We start from the raw sequence: 26,375 nt of genomic DNA, 5'->3' as shown, positions 1-26,375 counted from the left end.
TCACTGGCAACCCACGGACGCTATGACATAGCACGTCCCGGCCCTCACCAACGGCGGACGGGCACGAAACCCAACCACCCTCACCTCATATTGTCTATCGCAGCAATGGCTGGTTTTTCCGGAACGCTATCGCAGGCGGTGCGAGAGCATTCCGGAAAATGGCACCATTGCTGCGAGAGCGTTGGTGGTTAGGCTGCCGCGTTGCGGGCGCCGAGCTCGGCATCCAGGCGGAGCAGGCCATTGCCGTCGGCCCCGATGAGGCGGACGCGGCCAATGATCTCGCCAACGGACGCTTCCTCTTCCAACTGCTCCTCGATGAACCAGTTCAGCATGGGGATCGAATCAATGTCGCCCTCCTGCTGAGCCAGGCGGTACAGGTTCCGGATGGATTCGGACACCTTCTGCTCGTGGGCCAGCGAGGCCTGGAAAGCCTCCAGCACCGAGTTGATGGTGACGTCCGGGGCGGTGAGCGCACCAATCTTCGGCGCCGCGTTCCTGTCCGTCATGTGGTCGGTGAACTTCTGGGCGTGCACCAGTTCCTCGGCCGATTGCGCCAGGAACCAGCCGGAGATGCCGGGCAGGTCCTGGACATCCATTTCAATGGCCAATTGGCGGTAGACCACCGAGGCCTGGATTTCCAGCGTGATTTGATCGTTGATGGCGTCTGCGAGTTTTCCTTTGAGTTCCATACCCCCACGCTAAGGCCAATTCGATTTCCGTGCACAGTAATTGAGCCTTGCCTCATGTGCACACAGTGTCACTTAATGGACCCGATAGCGGGCAAACGGACGCACTCGGGTAAGTTAGAAGGGATAGAAATCGTTGCTTTTTCGCAGATATCCGTTGAATTTTTTGTAGGAGACGCCTCAACCCATGGCAAAAATCATCTATACCCTCACTGACGAAGCGCCCATGTTGGCCACGTACTCCCTCCTGCCGATTGTTGAGGCCTTCGCCTCGACTGCAGGTGTTGACGTTGAAACCCGCGACATCTCGCTCTCAGGCCGCATCATCTCCGTTTTTGGCGACTACCTCGCCGAGGACCAGCGCGTTGCCGACGCCCTCGCTGAATTGGGTGCACTGGCCAAGAGCCCGGACGCCAACATCATCAAGCTGCCGAACATCAGCGCCTCCATCCCGCAGCTGAAGGCCGCCGTGGCTGAACTTCAGACCCAGGGCTTTGCACTGCCGGACTACCCGGACGATCCCTCCACTGATGAGGAAAAAGACGTTCGCGCCCGCTACGACAAGATCAAGGGCAGCGCCGTGAACCCGGTGCTGCGTGAAGGTAACTCGGACCGCCGCGCACCCCTGTCGGTCAAGAACTACGCCAAGGCCAACCCGCACAGCATGGGCGCCTGGTCCGCTGACTCCAAGACCAACGTTGCCACCATGGACGACGGCGACTTCCGCCACAACGAGAAGTCAGTTGTCATCGACGCCGATGACAAGCTCAAGATCCAGTTTGTGGCAGCAGACGGCACCACGACTGTCCTGAAGGAATCCGTCCCCGTGCTGGCTGGCGAAGTTGTTGACGGCACCGTGATGCGTGCGGCGGCCCTGGACGAGTTCCTGGCCGCTCAGGTTGCCCGCGCCAAGGAAGAGGGCGTACTGCTCTCCGCCCACCTCAAGGCCACCATGATGAAGGTCTCCGACCCCATCATCTTCGGTCACGTGGTCAAGGCTTACTTCCCCGAATTGTTCGCCAACTACGGTGAGGCACTGGCAGCAGCCGGGTTGAACCCGGCCAACGGCCTGGCCTCCATCATCAACGGCTTGGGCGCACTGCCCGAGGACGTGCGGACCGGCGTTGAAGCCGCCATCAAGAAGGGCTACGAAGAAGGCCCGGCCCTGGCCATGGTTGATTCCGACAAGGGCATCACCAACCTCCACGTCCCCTCCGACGTGATCGTTGACGCTTCCATGCCGGCCATGATCCGCACCTCCGGCCACATGTGGGGCCCGGACGGCGCCGAAGCTGACACCTTGGCAGTTCTGCCGGACAGCAGCTACGCCAGCATCTACCAGGTCACGATCGACGATTGCCGTGCCAACGGCGCCTTCGATCCCACCACCATGGGCACGGTTCCCAACGTGGGCCTCATGGCGCAGGCCGCCGAGGAATACGGCAGCCACGACAAAACCTTTGAACTGGCCGAGGCCGGCACAGTTCAGATCGTCAACTCCGCAGGCACCGTGCTGATCGAGCACGACGTCGAAGCCGGAGACATCTGGCGTGCCTGCCAGGTCAAGGACATCCCCGTCCGCGACTGGGTCAAGCTTGCCGTCACCCGTGCCCGTGCCTCCGCCACCCCCGCCGTGTTCTGGCTGGATGAGACCCGCGAGCACGACGCCAACTTGATTGTCAAGGTCAACGAGTACTTGAAAGACCACGACACCGACGGTCTGGACATCCAGATCATGTCCCCCGAGAAGGCAACGGCCTTCACGTTGGAGCGCATCCGCCGCGGCGAAGACACCATCTCCGTCACCGGCAACGTGCTGCGCGACTACCTGACTGACCTGTTCCCGATCCTGGAACTGGGCACCAGCGCCAAGATGCTCTCGATCGTTCCGCTGATCGCCGGCGGCGGCTTGTTCGAGACCGGTGCCGGCGGCTCCGCTCCCAAGCACGTGCAGCAGCTCGTCAAGGAAAACCACCTCCGTTGGGATTCCCTCGGTGAATTCCTGGCCCTGGCCGTCAGCTTCGAACACCTCGCAGTGAACGAGGGCAACGCCCGCGCCCAGATCCTGGCCGACACCCTGGACCGCGCCACGGGAACCTTCCTGCTGGAAAACAAGTCCCCGAAGCGCCGTGTTGGCGAGATCGACAACCGCGGCAGCCACTTCCACCTGGCCAAGTTCTGGGCCCAGGAATTGGCTGCCCAGACGGAGGACGCACAGCTCGCTGACGCCTTCGCCGTGGTGGCCAAGACCCTGACCGAGAACGAGGACGCCATCATTGGTGAACTTGCGGCAGTTCAGGGTTCACCGGTTGACCTGGGTGGCTACTTCCACCCGGACGCCACCAAGGTTGCCGCCATCATGCGCCCGTCAGCAACGCTGAACGCAGCCATCGCAGCCCTGGCATAGTCCCCACTTGCTAGGTTCCCGGTAAATCGCTGGCGCGATTTGCCGGGAACCTAGCAAGCGTGGGCCCATCCACGCCCTCCCAACAAATCGCTGACGCGATTTCTTGGGTCCCTCGGTCGTGTGGGCCCAGCCACGCCCTCCCAACAAATCGCTGACGCGATTTCTTGGGTCCCTCGGGCGCGTGGGCCCATCCACGTGAAAAGCCCGCCTCCTCACAGGAGGCGGGCTTTTTCTGTCCCTTGGCCTGTCCAGTTGTGGGTGCTTGGTTCTAGGCTGGAACCATGCAGCGCGAGGATGAGCCGGCAGTGCTACCAGTGGGCGACGTTGAGGCCCAGGATGCCCGGGTCCCGGCTGCCCAGGACCACCGCACCTTCATGCACGTGCTGGTCAACACGGCAGTTGCCAACATTGTGACGAGTTTTCTGTGGTTTGCCCTGACGTTTTGGGTCTACTTGGAGACTCGCTCGGTGCTGGCCACGGGGCTCATCGGCGGGGCCTACATGCTTCTGGTGGCGTTCTTCGGCCTGTTCTTCGGCGTCCTCGTGGACAGGTACCGCAAACATGCCGTGATGGTGGGGTCAGCCCTTTGCACGCTCGGGTTCTTCGGCATCGCAGGGCTGATGTTCCTACTTCTTCCCGAACAGGAGCTGCTCAGCCTCTCCGGACCCTGGTTCTGGATTTTCGCCATGATTGTGTTGATAGGCGCCGTGATAGAGCAGCTGCGTAACATTGCCCTGTCCACCACTGTGACGCTGCTGGTGCCGGCCGATCGGCGGGCCAACGCCAACGGCCTAGTGGGCGCGGTGCAGGGCATCGCGTTCCTGATCACCAGCGTCTTTAGCGGACTGTCCATTGGCCTGCTGGGCATGGGCAGCACCATCATCATTGCCCTGATCGCCTGCGCGGCGGTGTTGGTGCACCTGCTGACGCTCTCAGTGCCCGAACCCAAGGTGGTCCGGGACGATGATCGCGAGGGTTTTGCCGAACTGCGTGAAGGTGTTGCAGCCGTCAGGGCCACGCAGGGCTTGTTTGCCCTGATCCTGTTCACCACGTTCAACAACCTGACCGGCGGGGTGTTCATGGCGCTCGTGGACCCGTACGGGCTCACACTGTTCCCCGTGGAAGTGTGGGGTGTGGTCCTGGGGGTGACGGCCACCGGATTCATTATTGGCGGCGGGCTGGTGGCCAAGTTTGGGCTCGGCAAGAACCCCATCCGCACCATGCTGCTGCTGGTGGCCTGTACGGGAGTGGTGGGAGGTCTGTTCACTATTCGCGATTGGTGGTGGCTGTGTGTTGTTGGCATCTGGCTTTTCATGATGCTCATGCCCGCGGTGGAGGCCGCCGAACAAACAGTGATCCAGCGTGTGGTCCCCTTCGAAGCGCAGGGCCGGGTCTTCGGCTTCGCCATGACGTTCGAGGCGGCAGCCGCACCCATCACAGCGTTCATGGTGGCCCCGCTGGCCGAATTCTGGATCATCCCCTACCTGGATTCGGTGCCGGGACAGCAGCGCTGGGGCGCGCTGCTGGGCGACGGCGACGCCCGGGGCATTGCCCTGGTCTTTCTTGCCTCCGGCATCGTCTCCCTGGTGCTGGCACTGGGCGCCCTGTGCACGCGCTCCTACCGCAGACTCTCCCACGCCTATGCCGCAGCTGAACCCGGCCCCGCAGCGGGGTCGGAGAATACGCCGAATTCTCCCGCTTGAGGCGGGTTTTCCGTGTCGGTGCGGGCCGCCGTCGTGCCGAAAGAACATCCGTTATCAGATCTTTACGTAAAAGTGTGCTCCACCTCACATACTCAAGGGTAGTGTCAAGTCTCGTGAAGCCAATGGCCACGCAGGACGACGATGTCATGCGGGCCTGGATGCTACCTATGGAAGGCGAATTTATGAACCGCAAGAAAGTAATGACGGCCCTCGCCACAGCGGCTACCCTGACGCTGCTGATGACGTCGTGCGCCAATCAGGCTGCCACGCCCGGCTCCACGAGTGCCGCCACCGGCGGTGGCCTGAACCTGGATATTCCGGTTCTGACATCCATTGAGACACCCAAGGATGCCGTTCTCCCCGCCGGCGACGGCAAGGCGACCTGCCCGTCCACCACGACGCTGGCCTACATTGGTGCGGAGACCGGTGCCAACGCCCAGCTCGGCATTAACATCTTCAACGGTGTGCAGCTTGCCATCAACCAGCACAACGAGGCCAACCCCGGCTGCCAGGTGGCCTTCAAGAAGTTTGACACTGAAGGTGACCCCACCAAGGCCACCGGCCCCGTCACGCAGGCCACCAAGGAAACTAACATCATTGGTGTGGTCGGTTTGCCGTTCTCCGGTGAATCCAAGGCCACGGGCAACATCTTCGAGCAGCAGAAGCTGGTCCACATCACCCCGTCGGCCACCAACCCGGCCCTGGTAGACAACGGCTGGAGCACGTTCTTCCGCGGTTTGGGCAACGACGCCGTGCAGGGCCCGGCAGCTGCCAAGTTCATGACAGGCAAGCTCGGTGCCAAGAAGGTCTACCTGGTTCAGGACGATTCCGATTACGGCATCGGCTTGGGCGCCACCACCACAGCCGGTTTGGGCGATGCCCTGGCTGGTTCGGACAAGGTGACAACAGGCCAGAAGGACTTCTCGGCCACCATTTCCAAGATCATGAACGCCAAGGCTGATGCAGTGTTCTACTCGGGCTACTTCGCTGAGGGTGCACCGTTCAACCAGCAGCTGGTGGCCAAGGGCTTCAAGGGCGCATTTGTTGGCCCCGATGGTGTCAAGGATGACCAGTTCATCAAGCAGGCCGGTGACGCGTCGGCCAATGCCTTCTTCACCTGCCCCTGCATCCCCGGTGAATTGATCCCCACCTTCGCCGAGGCTTACAAGGCTCTGGCCAACGCCGAGCCGGGTACGTACTCCATCGAAGGTTACGACGCCGCCACGGTGCTGCTGTCCGGCATCGACAAGGGCAATCAGGATCGCGCCAAGCTCCTGGAATGGGTCAATACCTATGACGCACCCGGCCTGAGCAAGCACTACAAGTGGGACGACAAGGGCGAACTGCAGGCCCCTGCCGTGTACGGCTACCGGGTCAAGGATGGCAAGATCGTTCCGATCGGCGCCATCGGCGAGTAGCAACACCTCATGGATGCTGTGGAGCGCGCAGGTAGGCGCTCCGCAGCATCCATTTGGGTATAGCCCCACCCATCCGCTCTATGAGGCAGTCCCGGTTCGATCACGTTCCGAGGCTGACTGGAACTGGACCCACTTATGCTCTCAACAGTTCTTACAGCTGTTCCCGCGGACAGCGATTGGATTAATTTCGACGTCGCGGCGCTGGCCCAAAATTTCTGGAGCGCCACCTTTGACGGCCTGACCTTCGGTGCCATTTATGCACTCGTGGCACTGGGCTACACACTCGTTTATGGTGTGCTGAACCTGATTAACTTTGCCCACTCCGAAGTCTTCATCGTGGGCTGCTACGGAGTTTTTTTCACCCTGAGCTTCCTCGGGTTTGGCCCATCGGCCCCCAACCTCAGTTTCGGCCAAATTTTAGTCAACGTCATCCTGGCCCTGATAGTGGCTATTGTGGCGTCGGCGGTGACAGCCTTGCTGGTGGAACGGCTGGCCTACAGGCCGCTGCGCAAACGCAATGCCCCCCGCCTGGTCTACTTGATCACGGCCATTGGCGCCTCATTTGTTATCCAGTACCTAATCTTTTTGTGGCGTGGTCCGCTGCCCGAGCCGGCACTGACAATGTTCATCCCCACACCCATATTTGAAGTTTTCGGCACCATCATTGACTCCCAGCAGATAGTCATTGTGGTGGCTGCTGTCATCATGATGGTTTTGGTTGACCAGTTCATCCGGCGCTCCCGCACGGGGCGCGGCATTCGCGCCGTGGCCCAGGACCCGGACACGGCAACTCTGATGGGAGTGAACAAGGAGAAAATCATTGTCACCACCTTCATCATCGGCGGTATTCTCGCCGGTGCGGCAGCATTGTTTTATGTCATGAAGATCCCCTCCGGCGTGCAATACAGCGGAGGATTCATTCTAGGCATCAAGGCCTTCGCCGCAGCCGTCCTTGGCGGCATTGGCAACGTCCGCGGCGCCCTCCTCGGCGGCCTGCTGCTTGGCCTGATTGGCAACTACGGACAGATACTGTTGGGCAGCTCGCAATGGACTGACGTGGTGGCCTTCGTGGTCCTGGTCCTGGTCCTGTTGATTCGCCCTCAAGGCATCTTGGGCACCTCCTTAGGAAGGAGCAAGGCATGAGCACAGTAGATGGACCAACACCGATGCCCGGGGCCAAAGCCAGCCAGGCAGCGGCAGACCGTCAGGCATCGGAGCAGATTCCCGGTGGCAGCGCCGACGCGGTTCACAAGACCGGCTGGTTGGGCCGGTGGAGTGAAAAGTGGCAGACCATGCCGCGCCAGAAGCAATGGCTGTACTTGATTGTCATTGTGGTGGTGGCGTACCTGCTGCCCATTTTGAACCCGCCCCTCCTCTCCACCGAACCCGGCAACGACTTCCCGCTGGCTCTGTTCTCCATGGCCGTCTACGCCCTGGTTGCCGTTGGCCTGAACATCGTGATCGGTTACGCGGGCCTGCTGGATTTGGGCTACATAGCCTTCTTCGCCGTCGGATCCTACACAGCAGCCATGCTGACCAGCCCGGACTCGCCCTTCTTCAAGGTCCCGTACCTGTGGACCATCCCCTTGGCCATTGTTGTGGCCATGTGCATTGGCGTGATCCTGGGTATCCCCACCCTGCGCCTGCGCGGGGACTACCTTGCCATTGTGACGCTGGGCTTCGGTGAAATCATCCGCATCCTGGCGACCCTCATCCCGGCCATGAAGGGCCAGGTGGGCTTCCAGAACGTTGGCCGCCCGCCCGGCATGGGCGAGGACGGGATACCCGTTTTCGCCAACTCCAACGGAACGCCGTGGTACTGGCTGACACTGACCATCTTGATCATTGTCCTGTTCCTGGCTGGCAACTTGGAACGCAGCCGTGTGGGGCGCTCCTGGATCGCCATCCGTGAGGACGAGGACGCCGCCGAGACCATGGGCGTTCCCACGTTCAAATACAAGGTGTGGGCGTTCGCCCTCGGTGCCGGTGTGGGCGGCATGTCCGGTGCCCTGTTTGCCGGCCAGGTGGGCTTCGTCAACAATCAAAAGTTCGACATCGTCACCTCCATCCTGTTCGTCGCGGCCGTGGTCCTTGGCGGGGTGGGCAACAAGGTTGGTGCCGTGTTTGGCGGGGCCCTGGTGGCCTATATCCCGCTGCGCTTCACGGCCATTGCCGAATACAAGTACCTGATCTTCGGAATCGCACTGATGCTGATCATGATTTTCCGTCCCAAGGGCCTGATTCCTGCGCGCCAAAGGCTGCTGGCCTACGGGCAGCAAGCCTATGCCCGGGTGCGCAATGCCCCGCAGAAAAAGCCTGCCGCTGCCACTGAAAAGGAGGTCTAGCCGTGGGTGCACACAGTGGAGACATTCCGGTTTCCAAAACAGCCGGCGGCGATTCTGCCATTGAAGTCATTGAGCCGATGCAGGTCACCGAGGCAGTCGCCGAGGCCGCCGCGCCGGAGCGTGAGATCGACGTCGCGGTGGGGGATGCCTTGGTTGAGGTGAAGAACCTGACAGTCAAATTTGGTGGCCTGGTTGCCTTGGACAATGTCAGCTTCACCATCAAGCGCGGAGAAATTTTGGGGCTCATTGGGCCCAACGGTGCTGGCAAGACGACCTGCTTCAACGCCATGACGGGGGTGTACAAGCCAACCAGCGGGCAGGTCATGCTTGAAGGCAACGTGCTCAATGGCATGAAGCAGCACAAGATCACCCGGGCCGGCCTGGCCAGGACGTTCCAGAACATCCGCCTTTTTGGGGAGATGACGGCGTTGGAGAATGTTGCGGTGGGCCTTGATGCCCGCCACAAAACCTCCGTTGTGGGCGCACTGCTGCGCCTGCCCCGGCACAAGGCTGAGGAGAGGAGCGCCATCGAGCGCGGCATGGCGTTGCTGGAGTTCGTGGGCATTGCCGAGCATGCCGGTTCGCTGGCACGGAACTTGTCCTATGGCAGCCAGCGGCGCCTGGAGATTGCGCGGGCCCTGGCCACGGATCCCAAGCTGCTGTGCCTTGATGAACCGGCGGCCGGGTTCAACCCGGCCGAGAAGGAAGACCTCATGGCGCTCATCCGGACCATCCGGAACGACGGCTACACGGTGCTGTTGATTGAGCACGACATGAAACTGGTCATGGGAGTGACAGACCGAATAGTGGTCCTTGAGTTCGGCAAGAAGATCGCCGACGACGTGCCAGCCGTGATTAGGGAAGACCCGAAGGTCATTTCCGCCTACCTAGGGGAGCCTGAAGATGACTTTGCTTGAGCTGAAAGACGTCTCCGTCCACTACGGCCGGATCCAGGCCATCCACAACATGTCCTTCACGGTGGACGAAGGCGAGATTGTCTCCTTGATCGGTGCAAACGGTGCCGGCAAGACCACCACCATGCGCACCATCTCCGGACTGCTGAACCCCTCCCGAGGGTCCATCACGTTCATGGGAGAGGACATCACCAAGATGAAGGCCCACATCAGGGTGGTGCAGGGCATCTCCCAGGCACCGGAAGGGCGCGGCATTTTCCCCGCCATGACGGTTCTGGAGAACCTGGACATGGGAACGTTTGGGCGCAAGGACAGGACGGGTGTCAGTGACGACCTGGAGCGGGTGTTTACGCTGTTCCCGCGCCTGAAGGAACGTGAAAAGCAGTTCGGCGGCACCATGAGCGGCGGCGAGCAGCAAATGCTCGCCATTGGCCGCGCCCTGATGTCCCGGCCCAAGCTGCTGCTCCTGGACGAGCCGTCCATGGGGCTGGCCCCGCAGTTCATCCGGCAGATCTTCAAGATCATCACCGAGATCAACAGTCAGGGCACCACAGTGTTGCTGGTGGAACAAAACGCCAACCAGGCCCTGGCCAGGGCTCACCGGGCGTTTGTTCTGGAGACTGGCGAGATCACTCACAGCGGCACAGGCAAGGAATTGTTGGCCAACCCGGCCATCAAGGAAGCCTACCTGGGCGGCTAGCTCCCTGCAATGAGGGCGTTGGTGGTCCGGTTAGAGGTCGGTGCGGGTGTCGTTGGCGTAGACCACGCCCATCTGGCGGCGGGCGTCGTCGAACAGTTCCATGATGGCCAGCGAATCAGCCAGCGGCATGGTGGCGCTCTGGATCAGGCCGCCCTGGATGCAGCGGGTCACCTCACGCAGCTGGTAGGTGTAGCCGCTGCCCGGGTACTCAAACGTTTCCGTGCGCTCGGAGTCCCAGCCCACGCTGATCCGCAGGCCCTTGGGGTTGTTGACGGAGCCGATGGTCTCAATGAAGCCCTCGGTGCCGGACACGGTGGCCACGCGCGGCCCGTGCGAGGACAGGTAGCTGATGAGCTGGGCTTGGGCGCCGTTCCCATAGCTGAGCGTCAGCGTGTTCTGTGCATCCACGCCCAACGCCGTCAATTCGGCGGTGGCCGCAACAGTTTCTGGCACCCCCAGCGTGCCCCAGGCCCACAGCAGGGGGTAGACGCTGATGTCCAGAAGCGCGCCGCCGCCGTCCGCGGGCGCCCAGATGCGGGCCGAATCATCCAGCGGCGCAGGGAAGCCAAGATCGGCGCGGACCCATTTGACCTGACCAATTTCGCCGGATTCAATGATCTCCAACGCCCGCTGGAAGCCCGGCACAAAGCGGGCCCACACTGCCTCCATGAGGAACAGCTTCTTGGCGCTGGCCAAGGCGATCAGGGCCCGCGTCTCGGCGGCTGTGATGGTCAGTGCTTTCTCGCACAGGACGTGCTTGCCAGCCTCGAGGGCGGCCTTGACGATGTCGTAGTGCTGGGCGTGCGGGGTGGCCACGTACACCACGTCAACGTCCGGGTCCGCCACCAGCTGGAGGTAGCCGGGGCCGCTGGTGCCGGCGGGGCCGCCGTCGTAATAGTGCGTGGCAAAGCCGAACTTGGCGGCGAACTCCGCCGCGCTCTTCTCACCACGGGAGCTGACGGCCTGCAATACGGCATCCTCGAGCAAGGCCAAGTCCGCCGTGACGGTGTTGGCGATGCCTCCTGTGGCAACAACACCCCAGCGCAGGGCTGTGCCGGTGGCTGCGAGGGTTTCGGGGTTGAACGAGGTGTACCAGTCGGGCGTGCCGACAAAACGTGGGATGGTCATGGCTCAATTCTGCCAGCAACATCAAGCCCGAGGGGGAAGATGACAAGCGCTTCGACGATTCTGCTTTCAGGAATTTGTTGGCACCGCCCCGGATGATGAATGGACCTGCTTTGGAAGTGGAGAATGACATGGCGCAAACGACTGAGACAAGTACAACGGTGGTCGAGGTGCTGGACGAGCTTGCCGCCCTCGTGGGCCCCCCGGGCCCGCGCCATCAACGAAAAACACGGCGATGACCACGGCGTGAGCTGTGGCAAGCTCCGTGCGTTGGAGAAGCGATTGAAACGAAGCAGGAACTTGCAGGCCAACTCTGGGAAGCGGGCGAAACCGCGGCCCGGCTCGTGCATGATGTGGTGAGGAAGCGCCCGCACGTTGAGGACCTGCGCGTTGCCTGGTTTGCCGCTCCGTTTCCCATCGTGGTCAGGACCGGCTGGGGACTGACCATCGATGGCGTGGCCAAGGCGCCGGTGGGCATTGACCTGCCCATGCTTCTGGACACTATCGAGGCCCAGCTGCGCGAAGCCGCGGAGCTGGTGCGGGGCAAAGACTCGAAGTAGTTCTCCTACTCAGTGGCGCAGGAGATGACAGAGGCCCAGTTCGTCGTCGTGATGTACGACGCCGAACGGGGCCTCTTGCGATTGACTCGCCTTGGCTTGTGACTACTTCGTCAGCGGGCCAAGAACCTTGTCATTAGCGAATTGCTCCGCAGCATTTTCCTTCGTGACGATCTGGGGAACCAGCAGGAATGCCGGAACAACCTTGACGCCGTTGTTGTAGGACGTGGGGTCGTTGATCTCGGGCGTCTTGCCCCCCTGCAGATCCTTGACCATCTGGATCGCGTGCTCCACGAGGGCGGTGGTGTCCTTGTTGATGGTGGAGTACTGCTCGCCAGCCATGATCGATTTGACGGACTCAACCTCTGCATCCTGGCCGGTCACTGTGGGGGTGGCCTTGCCGGCAGCCTTGACCGAGGTCATGATGGCGCGGGCCAAGGTGTCGTTGGGGGACAGCACACCGTCAAGCGTTGCGCTGCTGTAACTGCCGACAAGGAGCGTGTCCATGCGCTTCTGCGCATTTTCTGCCTTCCAGTCCTGGGTGACGGCCTGCTCGAAGGTCTTCTGACCCGAAACGATCTTCACTGTTCCGTCGTCGATCTTGGGCTGCAGAACCTTCATGGCACCGTCAAAGAAGACCTTTGCGTTGGCGTCATCCGGGGATCCGGCAAAGAGCTCAATGTTGTAAGGGCCTTGGGGCTTCTTGGCCTTCATGCCGTCCAGCAGGGCCTGGCCCTGCAGCTCGCCGACTTTGAAGTTGTCGTAAGCAACGTAGTAGTCAACATCGGGCGTGTTCACGAGCAAGCGGTCGTAAGCGATGACCGTGGCGCCGGCATCCTTGGCCTGCTTGAGCTGCGTGCCGAGCTGGCCGCCGTCCAATGCGCCAACGATGATGACCTTGGCACCCTTGGTGACCATGGCAGTGATTTGGTTCTGCTGTTCGGAAACGCCACCGTTGGCGAACTGAACATCAGCCTTGTAACCGGCGCCTGTGAGGCCGTCGTTGAACAGCTTTTCCGCGAGTACCCAGTTTTCACTGGTCTTCTTCGGCAAGGCAACACCAATCAGGGAATCGGCGGCGAAGCCTGCGGCGGCACTGCCTGACGCTGCGGGTGTCTCGGCCCGGCCACAACCGGTAAGGGCCAGCGATGATGCGGCCAGGATAACGGCCATTGTCTTGACCGTCTTGTTGATTTTCAACATGGTGCTTCGCTTTCTGTTGGTTTTTGTAAAAGGGGAGGAAGTTTTAGGCCTCGGTCTTGATGGTGCCTTTGAGTGGTTCGGCAACTTCAAGATCGGGGTTGTTGTTGCCGCCAAGTTTTTTCATCATGAAGCCGATGAAGGACGCCTTGCCCTGGTTCTTGTTGTAAACGTCAAAGACGACAGCTGCCAACAGGACCAGGCCCTTGATGATCTGAGTCCAGTCGGACCCCACACCCAGCAACTGCAGTCCGTTGTTGAGCACGGCCATGACCAAACCACCGATCATGGAACCCATCACGGTACCCACGCCGCCGGTGACGGCTGCGCCACCAATGAACACGGCGGCGATGGCATCGAGTTCCCAGCCAACGCCGTCGGACGGGCCGGAAGCGTTGGCGCGGGCAACGAAGATCATGCCAGCCAGGCCGGCCAACATGGACATGTTCAGCATGACCAAGAAGTCGGTGCGCTTGCTCTTGACACCGGAGAGTGCGGCGGCGTGGCGGTTGCCACCCACTGCGTAGACGTGGCGGCCAATGGTGGTGCGGGAGGAGATGAAGCCGTAGATCAGGACCAGAACACCGAGAATGATGCCGGGGATCGGGAAGGAAGTGCCGGGGCGGCCGGTGGCGAAGAGGTAGGTGACATAAAGGATGACGGCGGCGAAGACAACAACCTTGGTGACGGTGACCCACAGCGGCTTGACGTCGGAACCCAGGGCCACCGCCTTGCGGCGGCCGCGGAACTCTCCCCAGACCAAGGCGCCAACACCGAGGATGCCGATGAGAAGAGTCAGGTTGTTGTAGCCGGTGTTCGGGCCAATCTCGGGCAGGTAACCGGCGCCGATGGTTTGGAACTCCTTGGGAACCGGGATGGTCAGTGATTTGCCGAAGAGCTGGTTGGCGCCGCGGAACAGCAGCATGCCGGCCAGGGTGACGATGAAGGCGGGAATGCCCACATAGGCCACGAAGAAGCCTTGCCACGCACCGATGGCCGCGCCCAGTGCCAAACCGGCAAGGATGCCCAGGTACCAGGGTAGGTTCAAGTCACGCATGGCCAGGGCCACAACGATGCCAACAAACGCGGCGACGGAACCCACTGAGAGGTCAATGTGGCCGGCGATGATGACCAGCACCATGCCGATCGCAAGGATCAGGATGTAGGAGTAGCCGTTCATCAAGTTGATGACGTTGTCCGGGGTAAGAATCAGCCCCTCGGTCCTCCACTGAAAGAAGATGACCAAGGCGACGAGGGCAAAGATCATGCCGAATTGGCGTGAATTGCCGCCGAAGAGTTGTTTGAAGATGTTCATTGGGGGTGTCCTTTTTCTTCCCTGGGTCTAGGCAGACTTGGTGGCAGCGGTCATGCGTTTCATCAACGTTTCCTGGCTTGCCTGATTCTTGTCGAGGACGCCCGTGATGGCGCCCTCAAAAATGGTGTAAATCCGGTCAGAAATGCCGAGCAGCTCGGGCAGTTCCGAGGAAATCACGATCACGCCCTTGCCCTGGTTGGCCAGCTCCTGAATGATCCCGTAGATCTCATACTTGGCGCCCACATCAATGCCGCGGGTGGGCTCATCGAGAATGAGCAGATCAGGGTCGGTGAACATCCACTTCGCCAGGACAACCTTCTGTTGGTTTCCGCCGGAGAGCTTCGCGACGCCCTCGTCCACGGTGGGGGCCTTGGTGCGGAGCTGCTTGCGGTAGCGTTCTGCCACCGAAAATTCCTTGTCGCGGTCAACGACGGTGTGTTTCGAGATGGCATCAAGGTTGGCCGAGACCGTGGTGGTCTTGATGTCATCGAGGAGGTTCAGACCCAGTGTCTTGCGGTCCTCGGTCACGTAGCCAAGTCCGTGCTTGATGGCCTGCGGGACGTTGCGCAGGGTGATTTCCTTGCCGTCCTTGATGATCTGCCCGGACAGGTAGTTGCCGTAGGAGCGGCCAAAGATGGAGCGCGCCAGTTCGGTTCGGCCGGCACCCATCAGGCCGGCAATACCAACAATTTCGCCGCGCCGGACATTGAAGCTGGAGTTCTTGCATACGAGCCGGTCCGAGACCTGGGGGTGGGCCACGGTCCAGTTCCTGACCTCAAAGAACACCTCGCCGATCTTGGGCGTGTGATCGGGGAAGCGGGATTCCAGGGTACGTCCCACCATGCCGCGGATGATTCTGTCCTCGTCCACGCCGTCGGCCTTCACATCAAGGGTCTCGATGGACTTGCCGTCGCGGATGATGGTGATGGAGTCAGAGACCTGCTCGATCTCGTTGAGCTTGTGCGAGATCATGATGCAGCTGATGCCCTTGCTTTTGAGTCCGCGGATCAAATCCAGCAGGTGCTGGGAATCGGACTCGTTTAGGGCAGCCGTTGGCTCATCGAGGATGAGGAGCTTAACCGATTTGTTCAAGGCCTTGGCGATTTCAACGAGCTGCTGCTTGCCGACACCAATTTCCTTGATCGGGGTATCGGGATCCTCGCTCAGGCCAACGCGGGCCATTAATTCCATGGTCCGCATGCGGGCCTCGGCCCAGTTGATGACACCGAACTTGGTGGGTTCGTTGCCCAGGAAAATGTTCTCGGTGATGGATAGTTCGGGGATCAGGGCAAGTTCCTGATGGATGATGACGATCCCGGCGTTTTCACTGGCGCGGATGTCCTTGAACTCGCAGACGGCGTTTTGGAACACGATCTCCCCGTCGTAGTTACCGAAGGGGTAGACGCCGGAGAGGACCTTCATGAGAGTTGACTTGCCTGCGCCATTTTCGCCACAGATGGAGTGGATCTCGCTGGCACGAACGGTGATGGATACATCTGAAAGTGCCTTCACACCAGGGAATTCCTTGGTGATGGATCGCATCTCGAGTATGACGGGGTTCGCGGACACCATAATGCTTACGCCTTCCACAACTGACTTCTTTGTCTTTGCCCCGCCAAGGTTTGCACTGGATGGCGGGGCTTCTTTGCCCGCGGACATTACTGACTTCGCGGAGTATCGGCATTAACCGGTACTCGAAAAGTAAACTAGCTCACACGCTTGTGGTCAAGTCTTTAACGCTACGAGATGGTAACGGTTTAAGAAATTATCGACCTTGGCTCGTTTTGAAACACCAGCGCGGCGGCGCCCAAAGCCTCGGCCCGGGAGGTTAAATGAGACATCTTGAGCCCAATGCTGTCACCAATGACGGGCACGGCATGCCGGAGCAATCCTCGGCGAATGGGGGCCAAAAACAGTTCACCCAACTCCGTCAGGGGGCCTCCGATGACGATGACATCGGGGCTGATCAGATTCGCCACGTTGGCCAAGGCGCGGCCAATAGCCATGCCAGCGTCGTCGAGCACACGCAGGGTTGCCGGGTCTCCCGCTGTCGCCTGGCTGAGGATATCCGCCGTCGAAATGGGCTGGTCCTGGCCCCTGCTCAGTAGCTCCACCATGGTAGCCGTTGAGGCCACCGTTTCAAGGCAGCCGCGGTTACCGCAGCGGCAAATCATGCCGTGCTCTTCAATGGTCACGTGACCAATTTCCCCTGTGACACCGAAGCTGCCGTGAAAAAGCGCGCCTCGGAGGATGAGCCCCGCCCCGATGCCGGTACCAATCTTGATAAACATCAGGTTCTGGACGTTGCCTTGATGGCCCCACGCGAGTTGGGCAAGGGCGCCCAGATTAGCGTCATTATCAACAAAGACCGGGATTTTCAGCGCCCTTTCCAGCTCGTCATGCAAATTGATGCCGACCCATTCGGGCAGGATCGCGCCGCGGATAACCTTGCCATTGCGGCTGTCGATGGGCCCCGGAATACCGGCGCCGGCACCGATGAGTTGCGAGCGGGAAATTCCCGCCCTTTTCATGAGTTTGTCCAGCAAAAGGGAGGCCGTCTGAATGCCTTCGGCAGCTCGGTGGCCCCGCGGCAAGGGTGCCTCCTCCTCGGCCAGCACCTGATAGCCGGTATTGGCAAGGACCACCCGGACGTGGGTGCGCCCAAAGTCGATGCCGGCGGCTATTGCACTGTCACCGTTGTAGCGAACCGACATTGCGCGCCGACCAGAACTGGTGACCGGTGTGAGAGTGACCAGATCCGCAGCGGCCATGCTCTTGACGATATTGGAGACGGTGGCTGTGGAGAGGCCCGTGATACGGGCTAAATCAGCTTGGGTTGCCGGGCCACCCTTGAGTAGTTGTTGCGTGAGCCGCTGTTGATTTCGGCTTCGAAGTGCGGACTGCGAGCCGGGGTTTCGGGCTCGCCGTTGGGCAGGCGTGGTGGGCTGTTCGTCGTCGAGCATACAAACGAGCGTGCCCTACGTTCACCTTGTAGTCAAGAAGTTAACGCAAGATTAATCACTAGATTGAATCTATGAACTATCTGAGGGTCTGCCTGCCCTGTGTGCCCTAGGGCTGGACCAGCTTGTGCTTGCGGGCCAACGCCACGTAGTTTGTGGCGTTCTCGCGAACATGCTCGATTTCCTCGGCGCTGAGTTCCCGGCGGACCTTGGCCGGCACCCCCGCTACCAGGGAGCCCGGGGGAATCACTGCACCTTCCAAGACAACCGCGCCACCGGCAACCAGGGACCCGGCGCCAATGACGGCACCGTTCATGATGGTTGCGCTCATGCCAATCAGGCAGTTGTCCTCCACGGTGCAGCCGTGGATCACGGCGCCATGGCCCACGCTGACACCATCGCCAACGTGTGTGGGAAAGCCGGGATCGGCGTGCAGCACCACGTTGTCCTGCAGATTGCTGCCAGCCCCCACGGTGATGGAGTTGGTGTCCCCGCGCATCACCACGCCGTAAAAGGCGCTGGAGTCGGCGCCCAGGGATGCCCGGCCAATCAGAACGGCCGTGTGCGCCACGAACGCGCTGTCATCCACTGTGGGGGTAATACCGTCAAAGGTGATCAATTGCTTCATGAGGGATCCGTTCCAGGAGGCGGGCAGGCTGGTGCCCGCCCACGAAATTGCGCTCTTCTAGCCGATGCTACCGAATACCGGCCCGCCGCAACGGACAAATCGTCCCAAGACCAACGTTGCGTGGTGAGATTGCACCCACACTTTCCGGCGGCGGCGCCGCTACTGTGGAGCTGAGGGAACAGCCCGTGGAGACAAATCCAAGCAGAGCACCAAGGAGTAAACATGTTGTTGGCGTTGTTGCAGGCTAATGCCGTGCCGCTGGACCTGGCGGGGAACCTTGCCGTCATTGATGCGGCGGCCAGTGACGCTGCCGCCGCCGGCGCCGACCTCCTGCTCACGCCCGAATTGTTCGTGCCCGGCTACGATCCCGCACTCATCCACGCCGAATTTGATCCCGGCCAGCTCCCGCGCCTTCGCGATGAGCTCGCCGACATTGCCAGGAGCCGGGGCATTGCCCTGGTCTACAGCCTGCCGCGATTGGATGGCGACCGCCTCAATATCAGTGCCACACTGGTGGACGCGTCCGGCGCCGAACTGTTGGACTATGGAAAAGTGCACCTCTTTGGTGACACGGAGCGGGCGGCCTTCATCGGCGCAACGCAAGCTCCCGGCGTCGTGCAGTTCAAGGGGTTGAATCTGTCCATGGTCATTTGCTACGACGTGGAATTCCCCGAGACTGTCCGCGCGGCGGCGGTGCGCGGCGCCGATGTGGTGCTGGTGCCCACAGCCCTGGCGCATGGATTTGATGAGGTTCCGCAGGTTTTGGTGCGTGCCCGGGCGCTGGAAAATCATGTGGCCCTCGCCTACGCCAACCACTGCGGTGTGGAATCGTCAGTGGCCTTTGGCGGCGGAAGCGTCATTATCGGGTCCGACGGCGGATTCCTGGCCACCGCCGGGGCCGACGCCACGCTGCTCTACGCCCAGCTAGACGCCGAAACCATCCGGGCCAGCCGCAGAGACGTGCCCTACCTAGCCGAGCGCCGGCCCCAGCTCTACGCAGAGTGGGCCCGCGAGTCCTGACTCTGCGCCGAGTCAGACGGATCGCTGCCGAGTCAGACGTCGCGATGCTCCTTCCTCGACAGGCTTCGGTCTGACTCGGCGAAGGAAGGTGGGGTTAGGGGGAGGGTGGGGCGTACTGCAGCGCGATCCACAGATCCGCACGGGTCTGTGCATCGTTGAGATCCCTGTCCAGCAGCTCGGCCACGACGCCGATTTGGCGCCGGACGCTGTTGCGGTGGAGCCCCAGCGCCTTGGCGGTGGCGTCCCAGTTGCCGTTCTGCGCCAACCAGCCGCGGAGCACGTCGAGCAGGGCGTCCTGGCGTTCGGGTTCCAGCAACGGTGCCAACACCTGCCCGGCCAGCATGGAGCCAGCCTCCCTGCCCAGCAGTCCCGTCACGGACCACGTCACCGAATCCACTCGCAGGGTCTCCGCCGTGGCGCGTGCCCGTGCTCGCAGTGCACCCACGCGCTGGTAGGCGGCCGGGAGGCTGTTGAGCTCCACGGGATCACCGATGACCAGCCGCCAGCCGAGCCGCTCGGCCTCGGCCACTGCTGCGTCGTCCACCTTCAGGCGCGTCACTGCGGCGAAGCCGTATTCGGTGATCTCCACCAGCTTGGTGTCGAAGATGCGCCGCCACTGCAGCAGCTCACGCACGGGCGAGTCTGAACTGCGCCACTGCGGCGCGTCCACGTTGACGCCCTGAACAACGCGCATGGGCGCCGAACGGGTGGAGCCAAGGCTTTGCGCCAGCAGGTCCTTCGCGGCGGACACCTCCCTGGCCGTGCCCGTGGCGAGTGTCTCCGGGTGCAGCAGCAACGCTGTGGCCAGCTGGCTGGGTGCCAGCGAGCCGCTGGTGCGCTGCCGGGAGAGCAGCTCCAGCAGCCCGACGGCGGAGGAGACAATGTTGTTGTGGGCTGGCGACAGGCGGTCCGCGGACCCAATCACCAAGGCGCCAAGATTCACATCCCGGGTGCTGCGCAGCGGGTGACCCACCACAAACTCGGACCCGGGGGAGGGGTAGCTGTCCAACTCAACCCGCGGGCCCGACCCCGAGAACAGCCGCTGCAACAACGGCCCAAGAGTGACGACGTCGGCCGGGTTGCCCCCGGCGCGCGCCCGCACCTTCCCGTCGGCCCCCACCAGCACCGCCCAGCAGGGCACCCGCTGGACCAAGGTCCCCAGGACTTCCTGATCAGGACGCGGTGACAGCACCGCGCGCATGAGCAGCCGGTTGGTTTCGGCGAGCTGGCGGAATACCTTGGCCGAATCGGACTCCAAGAGCTGGGCAAACTGCAGCCCGATCGCGGCAAAGGGCACCGTGGGTGGCACCTCCACCAGCGTGAGGCCGTGGCGCCGGCAGGATGCTGCCAAGGCCGGCGGCACCTCATCGTGGTACGGGGTCAGGCCAAATCCCAGGGCGCAGACGTTGGCCCCGGCGAGCCGCTCCACATAAGCGTCAATGGCATCCGCCGTGCCCCCTTCGCCCAGCAATGGCAGCCCGGCGGTCAGGACAAATTCGCCGTCCATCAAATACGGCGTGGGGTCGGCCAGCTCGCTCGGCTCCACCCAACGCAGGCGGGCCTGCAGATCGGCGTCGTGCAAAATGGTCAACTCGTCCGGCAGCTCCGCCAGGAACTGGGCCAAAGTGACGGAGCGGAATCGTGACTCCACCTCCTCATTGGAAAGAGGCAGCGCCCGGACCTTCGTGGTATCAGCGGCCATGGGTGTACACCCGCTGCAGTCTCGGGGCGATGCGGTTGATGATCTCGTCGCCGTGGCTGTTGATGGCCGCGCCCCAGTCGTCGGCGCTCGCCGCCCCCGCCTGAGGATCGCCAAACAGGAGCGCCGTGTCGCCGACCTTGACGCCGGTCTGGTGCCCCAAATCCACCATGAACTGGTCCATGCACACCTTGCCGATCACCGGCACCTTGTGCCCACCCACCATGACGATGCTGCTCCCGGAGATGCCCTTGGGGATCCCGTCGGCATAGCCCAACGGGATCAGCCCCAGGTAGCGTGATTCGTGCGTGATGGCGCGGTGCTCGTAGCTGACGCCCGTGCCCGCGGGGACATGCTTGACCAGCACCACGGGGGCCGAAACGGACAGGGCCGGACGCAGGCCAAAATCGGCCGGATCCAAGTGCTCGGCGGGGGAGAGTCCATACATGGCCAGGCCGGCCCGCACCATGTCGAAGTGGAATTCGGGCCGGGCCAGGATGTTCGCCGAACTGGACGCATGCCGCAGTGTTGGCGTCAGCCCGGCGTCGTACGCCTCCTGAACCGCCTCCTCAAAGTCCGCCACGGCGGCCGTGTTGGCAGGGTGCGCCGGGACATCGGCCCAGGCCAGGTGTGTCCACACCCCGCGGACGGACACGGCGCCGGTGAGTTCCGCCGCACGCGCCGCGGCCACCAGGGCGGGCCAATCCTCACGGCGGGCCCCGCCACGGCTCAGCCCGCTGTCCAGCTCCAGGTGGATGAACGCCGTCCGGCCCAAGGTCTGCGCGGTCCCGGCCACAACCTCCAGCTGGGCCACGCTGCCCAGGGACACATCGATGTCATGCTGGACGGCGTCGGTAATGGCGCCGCCGGATGAGGTGGCCAGGTAGAGCCAGGCCAAGATGGGGGTGGTGATGCCGTGGCGGCGCAAGGTCAGCGCCTCGGACAGCTGAGCTGTCCCGAGCCAGTCGGCGCCGGCGGCCACGGCGGTCCGGGCCGTTTCCAACAGGCCGTGGCCGTAGGCGTTTCCCTTGACCACTGCCATGAAATGCGGCGCGCTGGTGTGCCCGCGCAGGATGCGGACATTGTGCGCTATGGCGTCGAGGTCAACGCTGACCGTGCCGGTGGTGAGCTCCGATGAGCCAGGAGCTGATGGTGCATTTAGTCTCATGGTCAAAGCGTACAGGACGTTTTGCACTTCCATGAGATGCGCGTCACAGGACTAGTGTTGAGGAACTTGCACAGCATTACCTGCACTCGCAGGACCACCCTGCACCCGCAGGACCACATAGAATGGGATTTAGAGAATGTCACTACGTGATCAGCTCAGCCCGCAGTCAACGTCGACTGCAACCGCCGGAGGCCCGCGCCGCAGCGGGCCCGCCGTTGGCTTGGGCCGGCAACTGCTGCGTCGCAAGCCCCTGGGGCAGATGCTCGACGAGGCCCAGAACGGTTCCGGTGGCCGGAAACTGGTCCGCAGCTTTGGCGTCTTCCAGCTGACCATGATCAGTGTGGGCGCCACACTGGGCACCGGCATTTTGGTGATCCTTGGCGATTCCGTGCCGCTGGCCGGGCCCGCCGTCTTCATCGCCTTCCTGATTGCCGGCATCGCCGCACTGCTCTCCGCGGTGTCGTACGCGGAAATGGCGGGCATGGTGCCGGCGGCAGGATCCAGCTACTCCTACACCTACGTCACCCTGGGTGAAGGCATGGCCTGGATTTGTGGCTGGTGCCTGGTGCTTGAATACGCGGTCTCGGTGGCCGCCGTGTCCGTTGGGGCCGGCCAATACATCAACGAATCCTTGGCCGCCTTTGGCTGGGCGCTGCCGGAGGCCATCTCGCAGCCGCCCGGAGCCGGTGGTTTGCTGAACCTGCCCGCCATGGCCATTGTGTTGCTGTCCATGGTGTTGCTGATTCGCGGTGCCAAGGAGAGCGCCTGGGTCAACACGGCCATTGTGATCGTCAAGATCGCGATCCTGCTGTTCTTTTGCGCCATTGCTTTCAGCGCCTTCACCATAGGCAACTTGAGCCCGCTCATGCCCATGGGTGCCGCCGGTGTCTCCGCCGCCGCCTCCCGGGTGTTCTTCTCCTACATAGGGTTCGACGCCGCTTCCACAGCCGGCGAGGAGGCCAAAAACCCGCAGCGCGATCTGCCCCGGGCCATCATGCTGTCCATGGTCATCGTGACCACCTTGTACGTGCTGGTGGCTGTGGCCGCCGTCGGTGCCCGGGAATGGACCTGGTTCGACGGAACCCAGGCCGCCCTGGTGCAGATCCTGCTGGAAATCACGCACCAGCCGTGGATTGCCCTGGTGTTCTCCGTGGGCGCAGTCCTGGCCATCGCCAGCATTGTCCTGACGGTGCTGTACGGCCAAACGCGCATCCTGATGTCCATGTCCCGTGACGGATTGGTGCCGAAGATTTTCGGCCGGATCTCCAAAAAGCGCGGCACCCCCGTGGCTGGCACCTTGATTGTTGGCATAGTGGTAGCAGTGACCGCCGGGCTGGTCCCGCTCGGTGCACTGGCCGACGCCACCAGCATCGGCACCCTGTTCGCCTTTGCCTTGGTCAACGTTGCCGTCATCTACCTGCGCCGCAACCGGCCCGAGCTTAAGCGCAGCTACAAGGTGGCGTTCTACCCCGTCACGCCAATCCTTGGTGCGCTCATGTGCATCTACCTGATGGTCAACCTCGGCGGCAACACCTGGATCGTGTTCCTGGCCTGGATGATGGTGGGGTTGCTGGCATACTTTGGCTACGGACGCCGCCACTCCCGGGTGGCCGCCCTGACCGAGGACGAATACCAGGAACTCTCCACCCGCAGCTTTGAGACGGACAGCGCTCCCTCCGAACACACCAACACCGTGAAGGCACCGTAACCATGACTGACGCAATCACCATGCTGAACCCGGATTTCCCGTTCAGCTACGACCACTACCTGGCGCATCCCGCCGGTTTGGGCAGCGTCCCGCAGCTGGCCCACGGCACCGAGGTGGGAGTCATTGGGGCTGGGCTTTCCGGGCTGGTGGCCGCCTACGAACTCATGAAGATGGGGCTCAGACCCGTCATTTTTGAGCCCGAGCAAATCGGCGGCCGGCTGCGCACAGCCAGTTTCCCCGGGGCGCCGGAGGTTACGGCGGACCTGGGCGGCATGCGATTCCCGGTCTCCGGGCGCGCCTTCTATCACTACGTTGACCAGATGGGACTTGGCACTGAAGAGTTCCCTAACCCGCTCTCCGGGGCAACCTCCAGCACTGTCATTGAACTGACCGGCGAATCCCACTACGCCGTCACCGAGGCTGACCTCCCGGAGTTCTTCCACGAAGTGGCCCGGGCCTGGCGAGCTTCCGTGAACGACGGCGCCGCGTTCGCCCAGATGCAAGAAGCCATCCGCACCCGGGACACCAAAACCATCAAGGAAATCTGGAACGCCCTGGTGCCGGCCCTGGACGAGCAAACGTTCTACGGCTTCATCGCCGCCAGTGAAGCGTTCAAGAAGGCCGGGTTCGGCCACCGCGAGGCCTTCGGCCAGGTGGGCTTCGGCACCGGCGGCTGGGACACCGACTTCCCCAACTCCATCCTGGAAATCCTCCGCGTGGTCTACACCGACGCCGACGACGGGCACCGCAGCATTGCCGGCGGGGCGCAAAGGCTCCCCGAGGCACTGTGGGAGGATGCGCCGTCGGGCATGGAACACTGGCCAGCAGGTACCTCGCTGAAGTCGCTGCACGCAGGCTCCCCGCGCGGAGGCGTGGCCAAGATTTCCCGGGCCGCGGACGGCTCGCTGGAGGTCACCGAGCGCTGGGGCAAGACGCACCGCTTCCCCGTGGTCATCAGCACCTGCCAGTCCTGGCTGCTCTCCACCCGCATCAACACGGAGGAATCACTGTTTGCGGCGCCCATGTGGACGGCCATTGAGAGATCGCACTATATGCAGTCCTCCAAGACGTTTGTCATGGTGGACAGGCCGTTCTGGAAGGACATTGACCCGGAGACGGGCCGCGAGGTCATGTCCATGACGCTGACCGACAGGCTCAACCGGGCCACCTACCTGCTGGACAATGGCCCGGACGCGCCCGCCGTGATTCTGCTGTCCTACACCTGGAACGACGACGCGCTGAAGTGGCTCTCGCTCTCGGCCGAGGAGCGGGTGGAACTGATGCTGCACTCGCTGGCCCAGATCTACCCGAACGTGGACATTGCCGCACACATTGTGGGGGCGCCCATCACGGTGTCCTGGGAGGCCGATCCCAATTTCATGGGGGCGTTCAAGGCCAACCTGCCCGGCCACTACCGCTACCAGCAGCGCCTGTTCACGCACTTTGACCAGGCGGAGCTGCCCGAAAGCCAGCGCGGCATCTTCCTGGCCGGCGACGACGTCTCCTGGACGGCGGGATGGGCCGACGGCGCCGTCACCACCGCGCTGAACGCCGTGTGGGGCGTTGTGAAGCATTTGGGCGGCACCTCGGCACCGGAGAATCCCGGCCCGGGCGAGCTGCTGGCCGAGATCGGGCCCATGTCCCTGGACTGATCGCTGGTGGGACCTCCCGGGCGCGGAGAGCTACCGGCGTGGCTGGATGTCCGCCCGGAGGAATTCGTCGTCAATGGCTCGGCCTCCCTGATTGAGGTTCGCACCGAGGTCACCCACGGAGCCGGCGGCCGCGAGTCCCACGGCGTTGGCGGCCGCGAGTCACCCACGGAGTAGTCCACACCCGAGAACGTCTCGCCCGCGTCACAGTAGCTGCCGTCGCGGTTGAACGAAACTGACCCGCAGAAAACGGCGAAAATGGCGTCCAGAACGCATATTTTCGCCGTTTTCTGCGGGTCAGTTGGAAAAGTTAGTCGAAGACCACTGTCCTGTGGCCGTCGAGCAGCACCCGGTGCTCGGCGTGCCACTGAACGGCCTGGGCCAGGGTGCGCGCTTCAACGGCGCGGCCCACGGAGACAAAGTTTTCCACGGAGTGGCCGTGGTCCACGCGGATCACTTCCTGCTCAATGATGGGACCCTCATCCAGGACGGCCGTGACGTAGTGGGCCGTGGCGCCAATGATCTTCACGCCGCGGGCATGCGCCTGGTGATACGGCTTGGCGCCCTTGAAGGACGGCAGGAAGGAGTGGTGGATGTTGATGGCCTTGCCAGCCAGCTGCTGGCAGAGACCGTCGGAGAGCACCTGCATGTAGCGGGCCAGGACCACCAGCTCCACGTTGTGCTCGGCAACGAGCTCCAGCAGGGCTGCCTCGGCGTCGGCCTTTGTGTCGGGCGTGACGGGGATGTAGTAGAACGGGATGCCGTAGAACTCGGCCAGCGGCTCCAGGTCACGGTGGTTGGAGACAATGGCCGGAATCTCGATGGGCAGAGTGCCCGAGCGCTGCAGGAACAACAGATCGTTGATGCAGTGCGCCGCCTTGGAGGCCAGGATCAACGTGCGCACGGGCGCCCCGGCACGGTGCAGCTGCCAGTTCAGGCTGAAGGTTTCCGCAACGGCTTCCAGATGCTCGCGCAAGCGGCTGAAGGAGGTGGTGGTTTCCACTGCCACGCGCATGAAGAACGTGCCGGTGTCCGGATTGCCGTACTGCTGAGAATCGGTGATGTTGCAACCGGCTTCCAGCAGGGAGCCCGAGACGGCATGGACAATGCCGGGCTGGTCCGCGCAGGAAAGCGTCAGGACATAACCAGCAGGGGAGTGGGGAGAGTTCAGTT

Annotated in this window: 22 protein-coding genes; 12 read left to right on the top strand and 10 right to left on the bottom strand. The window is 62.5% G+C overall.

The features are described 5' to 3' along the window. Nucleotides 1–188 precede the first annotated feature (188 nt). Nucleotides 189–689, bottom strand: a complete 501-nt coding sequence (locus ACX80Q_RS14320; RefSeq protein WP_459331203.1) for a ferritin — start codon at nucleotides 687–689, stop codon at nucleotides 189–191. Nucleotides 690–873: 184 nt separating this feature from the next. Here ACX80Q_RS14320 and ACX80Q_RS14315 point away from each other — a divergent pair, with 184 nt between their 5' ends. The 7 genes from ACX80Q_RS14315 (at nucleotide 874) to ACX80Q_RS14285 (ending at nucleotide 10,173) form a co-directional block, all read left to right on the top strand. Next, nucleotides 874–3,093: an NADP-dependent isocitrate dehydrogenase gene (locus ACX80Q_RS14315; RefSeq protein ID WP_459331202.1), complete on the top strand. Its 2,220-nt coding sequence runs from the start codon at nucleotides 874–876 to the stop codon at nucleotides 3,091–3,093. 281 nt (nucleotides 3,094–3,374) lie between these two features. Continuing rightward, the gene (locus ACX80Q_RS14310; RefSeq protein WP_459331201.1) at nucleotides 3,375–4,796 is read left to right on the top strand and encodes an MFS transporter; all 1,422 of its coding nucleotides are present in this window, start codon (nucleotides 3,375–3,377) and stop codon (nucleotides 4,794–4,796) included. 182 nt (nucleotides 4,797–4,978) lie between these two features. Then, entirely contained in the window at nucleotides 4,979–6,214 is a 1,236-nt protein-coding gene (locus ACX80Q_RS14305; protein WP_459331200.1) for a branched-chain amino acid ABC transporter substrate-binding protein, read from the top strand. A gap of 135 nt (nucleotides 6,215–6,349) precedes the next feature. Next, complete coding sequence (locus tag ACX80Q_RS14300; RefSeq protein WP_459331199.1) at nucleotides 6,350–7,357, top strand: branched-chain amino acid ABC transporter permease; 1,008 nt, start codon at nucleotides 6,350–6,352, stop codon at nucleotides 7,355–7,357. Further along, nucleotides 7,354–8,559, top strand: coding sequence for a branched-chain amino acid ABC transporter permease (locus tag ACX80Q_RS14295; RefSeq protein WP_459331198.1), 1,206 nt, complete (start codon nucleotides 7,354–7,356; stop codon nucleotides 8,557–8,559). Before ACX80Q_RS14300 ends, ACX80Q_RS14295 begins: the two co-directional genes overlap by 4 nt. Nucleotides 8,560–8,636: 77 nt before the next feature. Further along, nucleotides 8,637–9,476 (top strand): ABC transporter ATP-binding protein, encoded by an 840-nt coding sequence (locus tag ACX80Q_RS14290; protein ID WP_459331208.1) that lies wholly within the window; start codon nucleotides 8,637–8,639, stop codon nucleotides 9,474–9,476. Next, nucleotides 9,463–10,173 (top strand): ABC transporter ATP-binding protein, encoded by a 711-nt coding sequence (locus ACX80Q_RS14285; protein WP_459331197.1) that lies wholly within the window; start codon nucleotides 9,463–9,465, stop codon nucleotides 10,171–10,173. The genes ACX80Q_RS14290 and ACX80Q_RS14285 overlap by 14 nt, the downstream gene beginning before the upstream one ends. A gap of 30 nt (nucleotides 10,174–10,203) precedes the next feature. On the opposite strand, the gene ACX80Q_RS14280 is transcribed toward ACX80Q_RS14285, so the two are convergent. Further along, nucleotides 10,204–11,301 (bottom strand): Gfo/Idh/MocA family protein, encoded by a 1,098-nt coding sequence (locus tag ACX80Q_RS14280; RefSeq protein WP_459331196.1) that lies wholly within the window; start codon nucleotides 11,299–11,301, stop codon nucleotides 10,204–10,206. A gap of 341 nt (nucleotides 11,302–11,642) precedes the next feature. On the opposite strand from ACX80Q_RS14280, the gene ACX80Q_RS14275 reads away from it, so the two are divergent. Beyond that, nucleotides 11,643–11,858, top strand: a complete 216-nt coding sequence (locus ACX80Q_RS14275) for a hypothetical protein (protein WP_459331195.1) — start codon at nucleotides 11,643–11,645, stop codon at nucleotides 11,856–11,858. Nucleotides 11,859–11,960: 102 nt separating this feature from the next. On the opposite strand, the gene ACX80Q_RS14270 is transcribed toward ACX80Q_RS14275, so the two are convergent. The 5 genes from ACX80Q_RS14270 to ACX80Q_RS14250 form a co-directional block, all read right to left on the bottom strand. Beyond that, nucleotides 11,961–13,058, bottom strand: coding sequence for a substrate-binding domain-containing protein (locus ACX80Q_RS14270; protein WP_459331194.1), 1,098 nt, complete (start codon nucleotides 13,056–13,058; stop codon nucleotides 11,961–11,963). Nucleotides 13,059–13,101: 43 nt separating this feature from the next. After that, the gene (gene mmsB, locus ACX80Q_RS14265) at nucleotides 13,102–14,370 is read right to left on the bottom strand and encodes a multiple monosaccharide ABC transporter permease (RefSeq protein WP_459331193.1); all 1,269 of its coding nucleotides are present in this window, start codon (nucleotides 14,368–14,370) and stop codon (nucleotides 13,102–13,104) included. Nucleotides 14,371–14,397: 27 nt separating this feature from the next. Next, the gene (gene mmsA, locus ACX80Q_RS14260; protein ID WP_459331207.1) at nucleotides 14,398–15,942 is read right to left on the bottom strand and encodes a multiple monosaccharide ABC transporter ATP-binding protein; all 1,545 of its coding nucleotides are present in this window, start codon (nucleotides 15,940–15,942) and stop codon (nucleotides 14,398–14,400) included. Between the two features lie 185 nt (nucleotides 15,943–16,127). Continuing rightward, a complete protein-coding gene (locus ACX80Q_RS14255; RefSeq protein ID WP_459331192.1) occupies nucleotides 16,128–17,333 on the bottom strand; it encodes an ROK family transcriptional regulator in 1,206 nt (401 codons plus the stop codon). Between the two features lie 106 nt (nucleotides 17,334–17,439). Then, complete coding sequence (locus tag ACX80Q_RS14250; RefSeq protein ID WP_459331191.1) at nucleotides 17,440–17,958, bottom strand: gamma carbonic anhydrase family protein; 519 nt, start codon at nucleotides 17,956–17,958, stop codon at nucleotides 17,440–17,442. Between the two features lie 222 nt (nucleotides 17,959–18,180). On the opposite strand from ACX80Q_RS14250, the gene ACX80Q_RS14245 reads away from it, so the two are divergent. Further along, complete coding sequence (locus tag ACX80Q_RS14245) at nucleotides 18,181–18,978, top strand: nitrilase-related carbon-nitrogen hydrolase (RefSeq protein ID WP_459331190.1); 798 nt, start codon at nucleotides 18,181–18,183, stop codon at nucleotides 18,976–18,978. 94 nt (nucleotides 18,979–19,072) lie between these two features. Here the strand turns inward: ACX80Q_RS14245 and ACX80Q_RS14240 are convergent, their stop codons facing one another. After that, nucleotides 19,073–20,680, bottom strand: coding sequence for a PucR family transcriptional regulator (locus tag ACX80Q_RS14240; protein WP_459331189.1), 1,608 nt, complete (start codon nucleotides 20,678–20,680; stop codon nucleotides 19,073–19,075). After that, nucleotides 20,670–21,845, bottom strand: a complete 1,176-nt coding sequence (gene alr, locus ACX80Q_RS14235) for an alanine racemase (RefSeq protein ID WP_459331188.1) — start codon at nucleotides 21,843–21,845, stop codon at nucleotides 20,670–20,672. The genes ACX80Q_RS14240 and alr overlap by 11 nt, the downstream gene beginning before the upstream one ends. A 259-nt stretch (nucleotides 21,846–22,104) precedes the next feature. Here alr and ACX80Q_RS14230 point away from each other — a divergent pair, with 259 nt between their 5' ends. Genes ACX80Q_RS14230 through ACX80Q_RS14220 form a run of 3 tightly spaced genes read left to right on the top strand, consistent with a single transcriptional unit; the run spans nucleotide 22,105 to nucleotide 25,379 of the window. Then, nucleotides 22,105–23,553 (top strand): amino acid permease, encoded by a 1,449-nt coding sequence (locus ACX80Q_RS14230; RefSeq protein WP_459331206.1) that lies wholly within the window; start codon nucleotides 22,105–22,107, stop codon nucleotides 23,551–23,553. Between the two features lie 2 nt (nucleotides 23,554–23,555). Then, on the top strand, nucleotides 23,556–25,205 hold the full coding sequence (locus tag ACX80Q_RS14225) for a flavin monoamine oxidase family protein (protein ID WP_459331187.1): 1,650 nt from the start codon (nucleotides 23,556–23,558) through the stop codon (nucleotides 25,203–25,205). Nucleotides 25,206–25,211: 6 nt separating this feature from the next. Then, nucleotides 25,212–25,379, top strand: coding sequence for a hypothetical protein (locus tag ACX80Q_RS14220; protein WP_459331186.1), 168 nt, complete (start codon nucleotides 25,212–25,214; stop codon nucleotides 25,377–25,379). Between the two features lie 133 nt (nucleotides 25,380–25,512). On the opposite strand, the gene purU is transcribed toward ACX80Q_RS14220, so the two are convergent. Beyond that, complete coding sequence (purU, locus tag ACX80Q_RS14215; protein WP_459331205.1) at nucleotides 25,513–26,373, bottom strand: formyltetrahydrofolate deformylase; 861 nt, start codon at nucleotides 26,371–26,373, stop codon at nucleotides 25,513–25,515. Nucleotides 26,374–26,375: the final 2 nt, after the last annotated feature.

Source organism: Arthrobacter sp. HLT1-20, assembly GCF_054510895.1.
The sequence above is the reverse complement of the archived record's forward strand: the minus strand, read 5'-3'. Positions and strand labels throughout refer to the sequence as shown.

What these genes read in the sequence shown, in the direction of transcription:
- ACX80Q_RS14315 (WP_459331202.1), top strand. Translation starts at nt 874, where the DNA reads ATGGCAAAAATCATCTATACCCTCACTGACGAAGCGCCCATGTTGGCC.
- ACX80Q_RS14320 (WP_459331203.1), bottom strand. Translation starts at nt 689, where the DNA reads ATGGAACTCAAAGGAAAACTCGCAGACGCCATCAACGATCAAATCACG.
- ACX80Q_RS14305 (WP_459331200.1), top strand. Translation starts at nt 4,979, where the DNA reads ATGAACCGCAAGAAAGTAATGACGGCCCTCGCCACAGCGGCTACCCTG.
- ACX80Q_RS14300 (WP_459331199.1), top strand. Translation starts at nt 6,350, where the DNA reads ATGCTCTCAACAGTTCTTACAGCTGTTCCCGCGGACAGCGATTGGATT.
- ACX80Q_RS14230 (WP_459331206.1), top strand. Translation starts at nt 22,105, where the DNA reads ATGCTCGACGAGGCCCAGAACGGTTCCGGTGGCCGGAAACTGGTCCGC.
- ACX80Q_RS14285 (WP_459331197.1), top strand. Translation starts at nt 9,463, where the DNA reads ATGACTTTGCTTGAGCTGAAAGACGTCTCCGTCCACTACGGCCGGATC.
- ACX80Q_RS14310 (WP_459331201.1), top strand. Translation starts at nt 3,375, where the DNA reads ATGCAGCGCGAGGATGAGCCGGCAGTGCTACCAGTGGGCGACGTTGAG.
- ACX80Q_RS14225 (WP_459331187.1), top strand. Translation starts at nt 23,556, where the DNA reads ATGACTGACGCAATCACCATGCTGAACCCGGATTTCCCGTTCAGCTAC.
- ACX80Q_RS14240 (WP_459331189.1), bottom strand. Translation starts at nt 20,680, where the DNA reads ATGGCCGCTGATACCACGAAGGTCCGGGCGCTGCCTCTTTCCAATGAG.
- ACX80Q_RS14245 (WP_459331190.1), top strand. Translation starts at nt 18,181, where the DNA reads ATGTTGTTGGCGTTGTTGCAGGCTAATGCCGTGCCGCTGGACCTGGCG.
- ACX80Q_RS14295 (WP_459331198.1), top strand. Translation starts at nt 7,354, where the DNA reads ATGAGCACAGTAGATGGACCAACACCGATGCCCGGGGCCAAAGCCAGC.
- ACX80Q_RS14255 (WP_459331192.1), bottom strand. Translation starts at nt 17,333, where the DNA reads ATGCTCGACGACGAACAGCCCACCACGCCTGCCCAACGGCGAGCCCGA.
- alr (WP_459331188.1), bottom strand. Translation starts at nt 21,845, where the DNA reads ATGAGACTAAATGCACCATCAGCTCCTGGCTCATCGGAGCTCACCACC.
- mmsB (WP_459331193.1), bottom strand. Translation starts at nt 14,370, where the DNA reads ATGAACATCTTCAAACAACTCTTCGGCGGCAATTCACGCCAATTCGGC.
- ACX80Q_RS14250 (WP_459331191.1), bottom strand. Translation starts at nt 17,958, where the DNA reads ATGAAGCAATTGATCACCTTTGACGGTATTACCCCCACAGTGGATGAC.
- mmsA (WP_459331207.1), bottom strand. Translation starts at nt 15,942, where the DNA reads ATGGTGTCCGCGAACCCCGTCATACTCGAGATGCGATCCATCACCAAG.
- ACX80Q_RS14290 (WP_459331208.1), top strand. Translation starts at nt 8,637, where the DNA reads ATGCAGGTCACCGAGGCAGTCGCCGAGGCCGCCGCGCCGGAGCGTGAG.
- ACX80Q_RS14270 (WP_459331194.1), bottom strand. Translation starts at nt 13,058, where the DNA reads ATGTTGAAAATCAACAAGACGGTCAAGACAATGGCCGTTATCCTGGCC.
- ACX80Q_RS14280 (WP_459331196.1), bottom strand. Translation starts at nt 11,301, where the DNA reads ATGACCATCCCACGTTTTGTCGGCACGCCCGACTGGTACACCTCGTTC.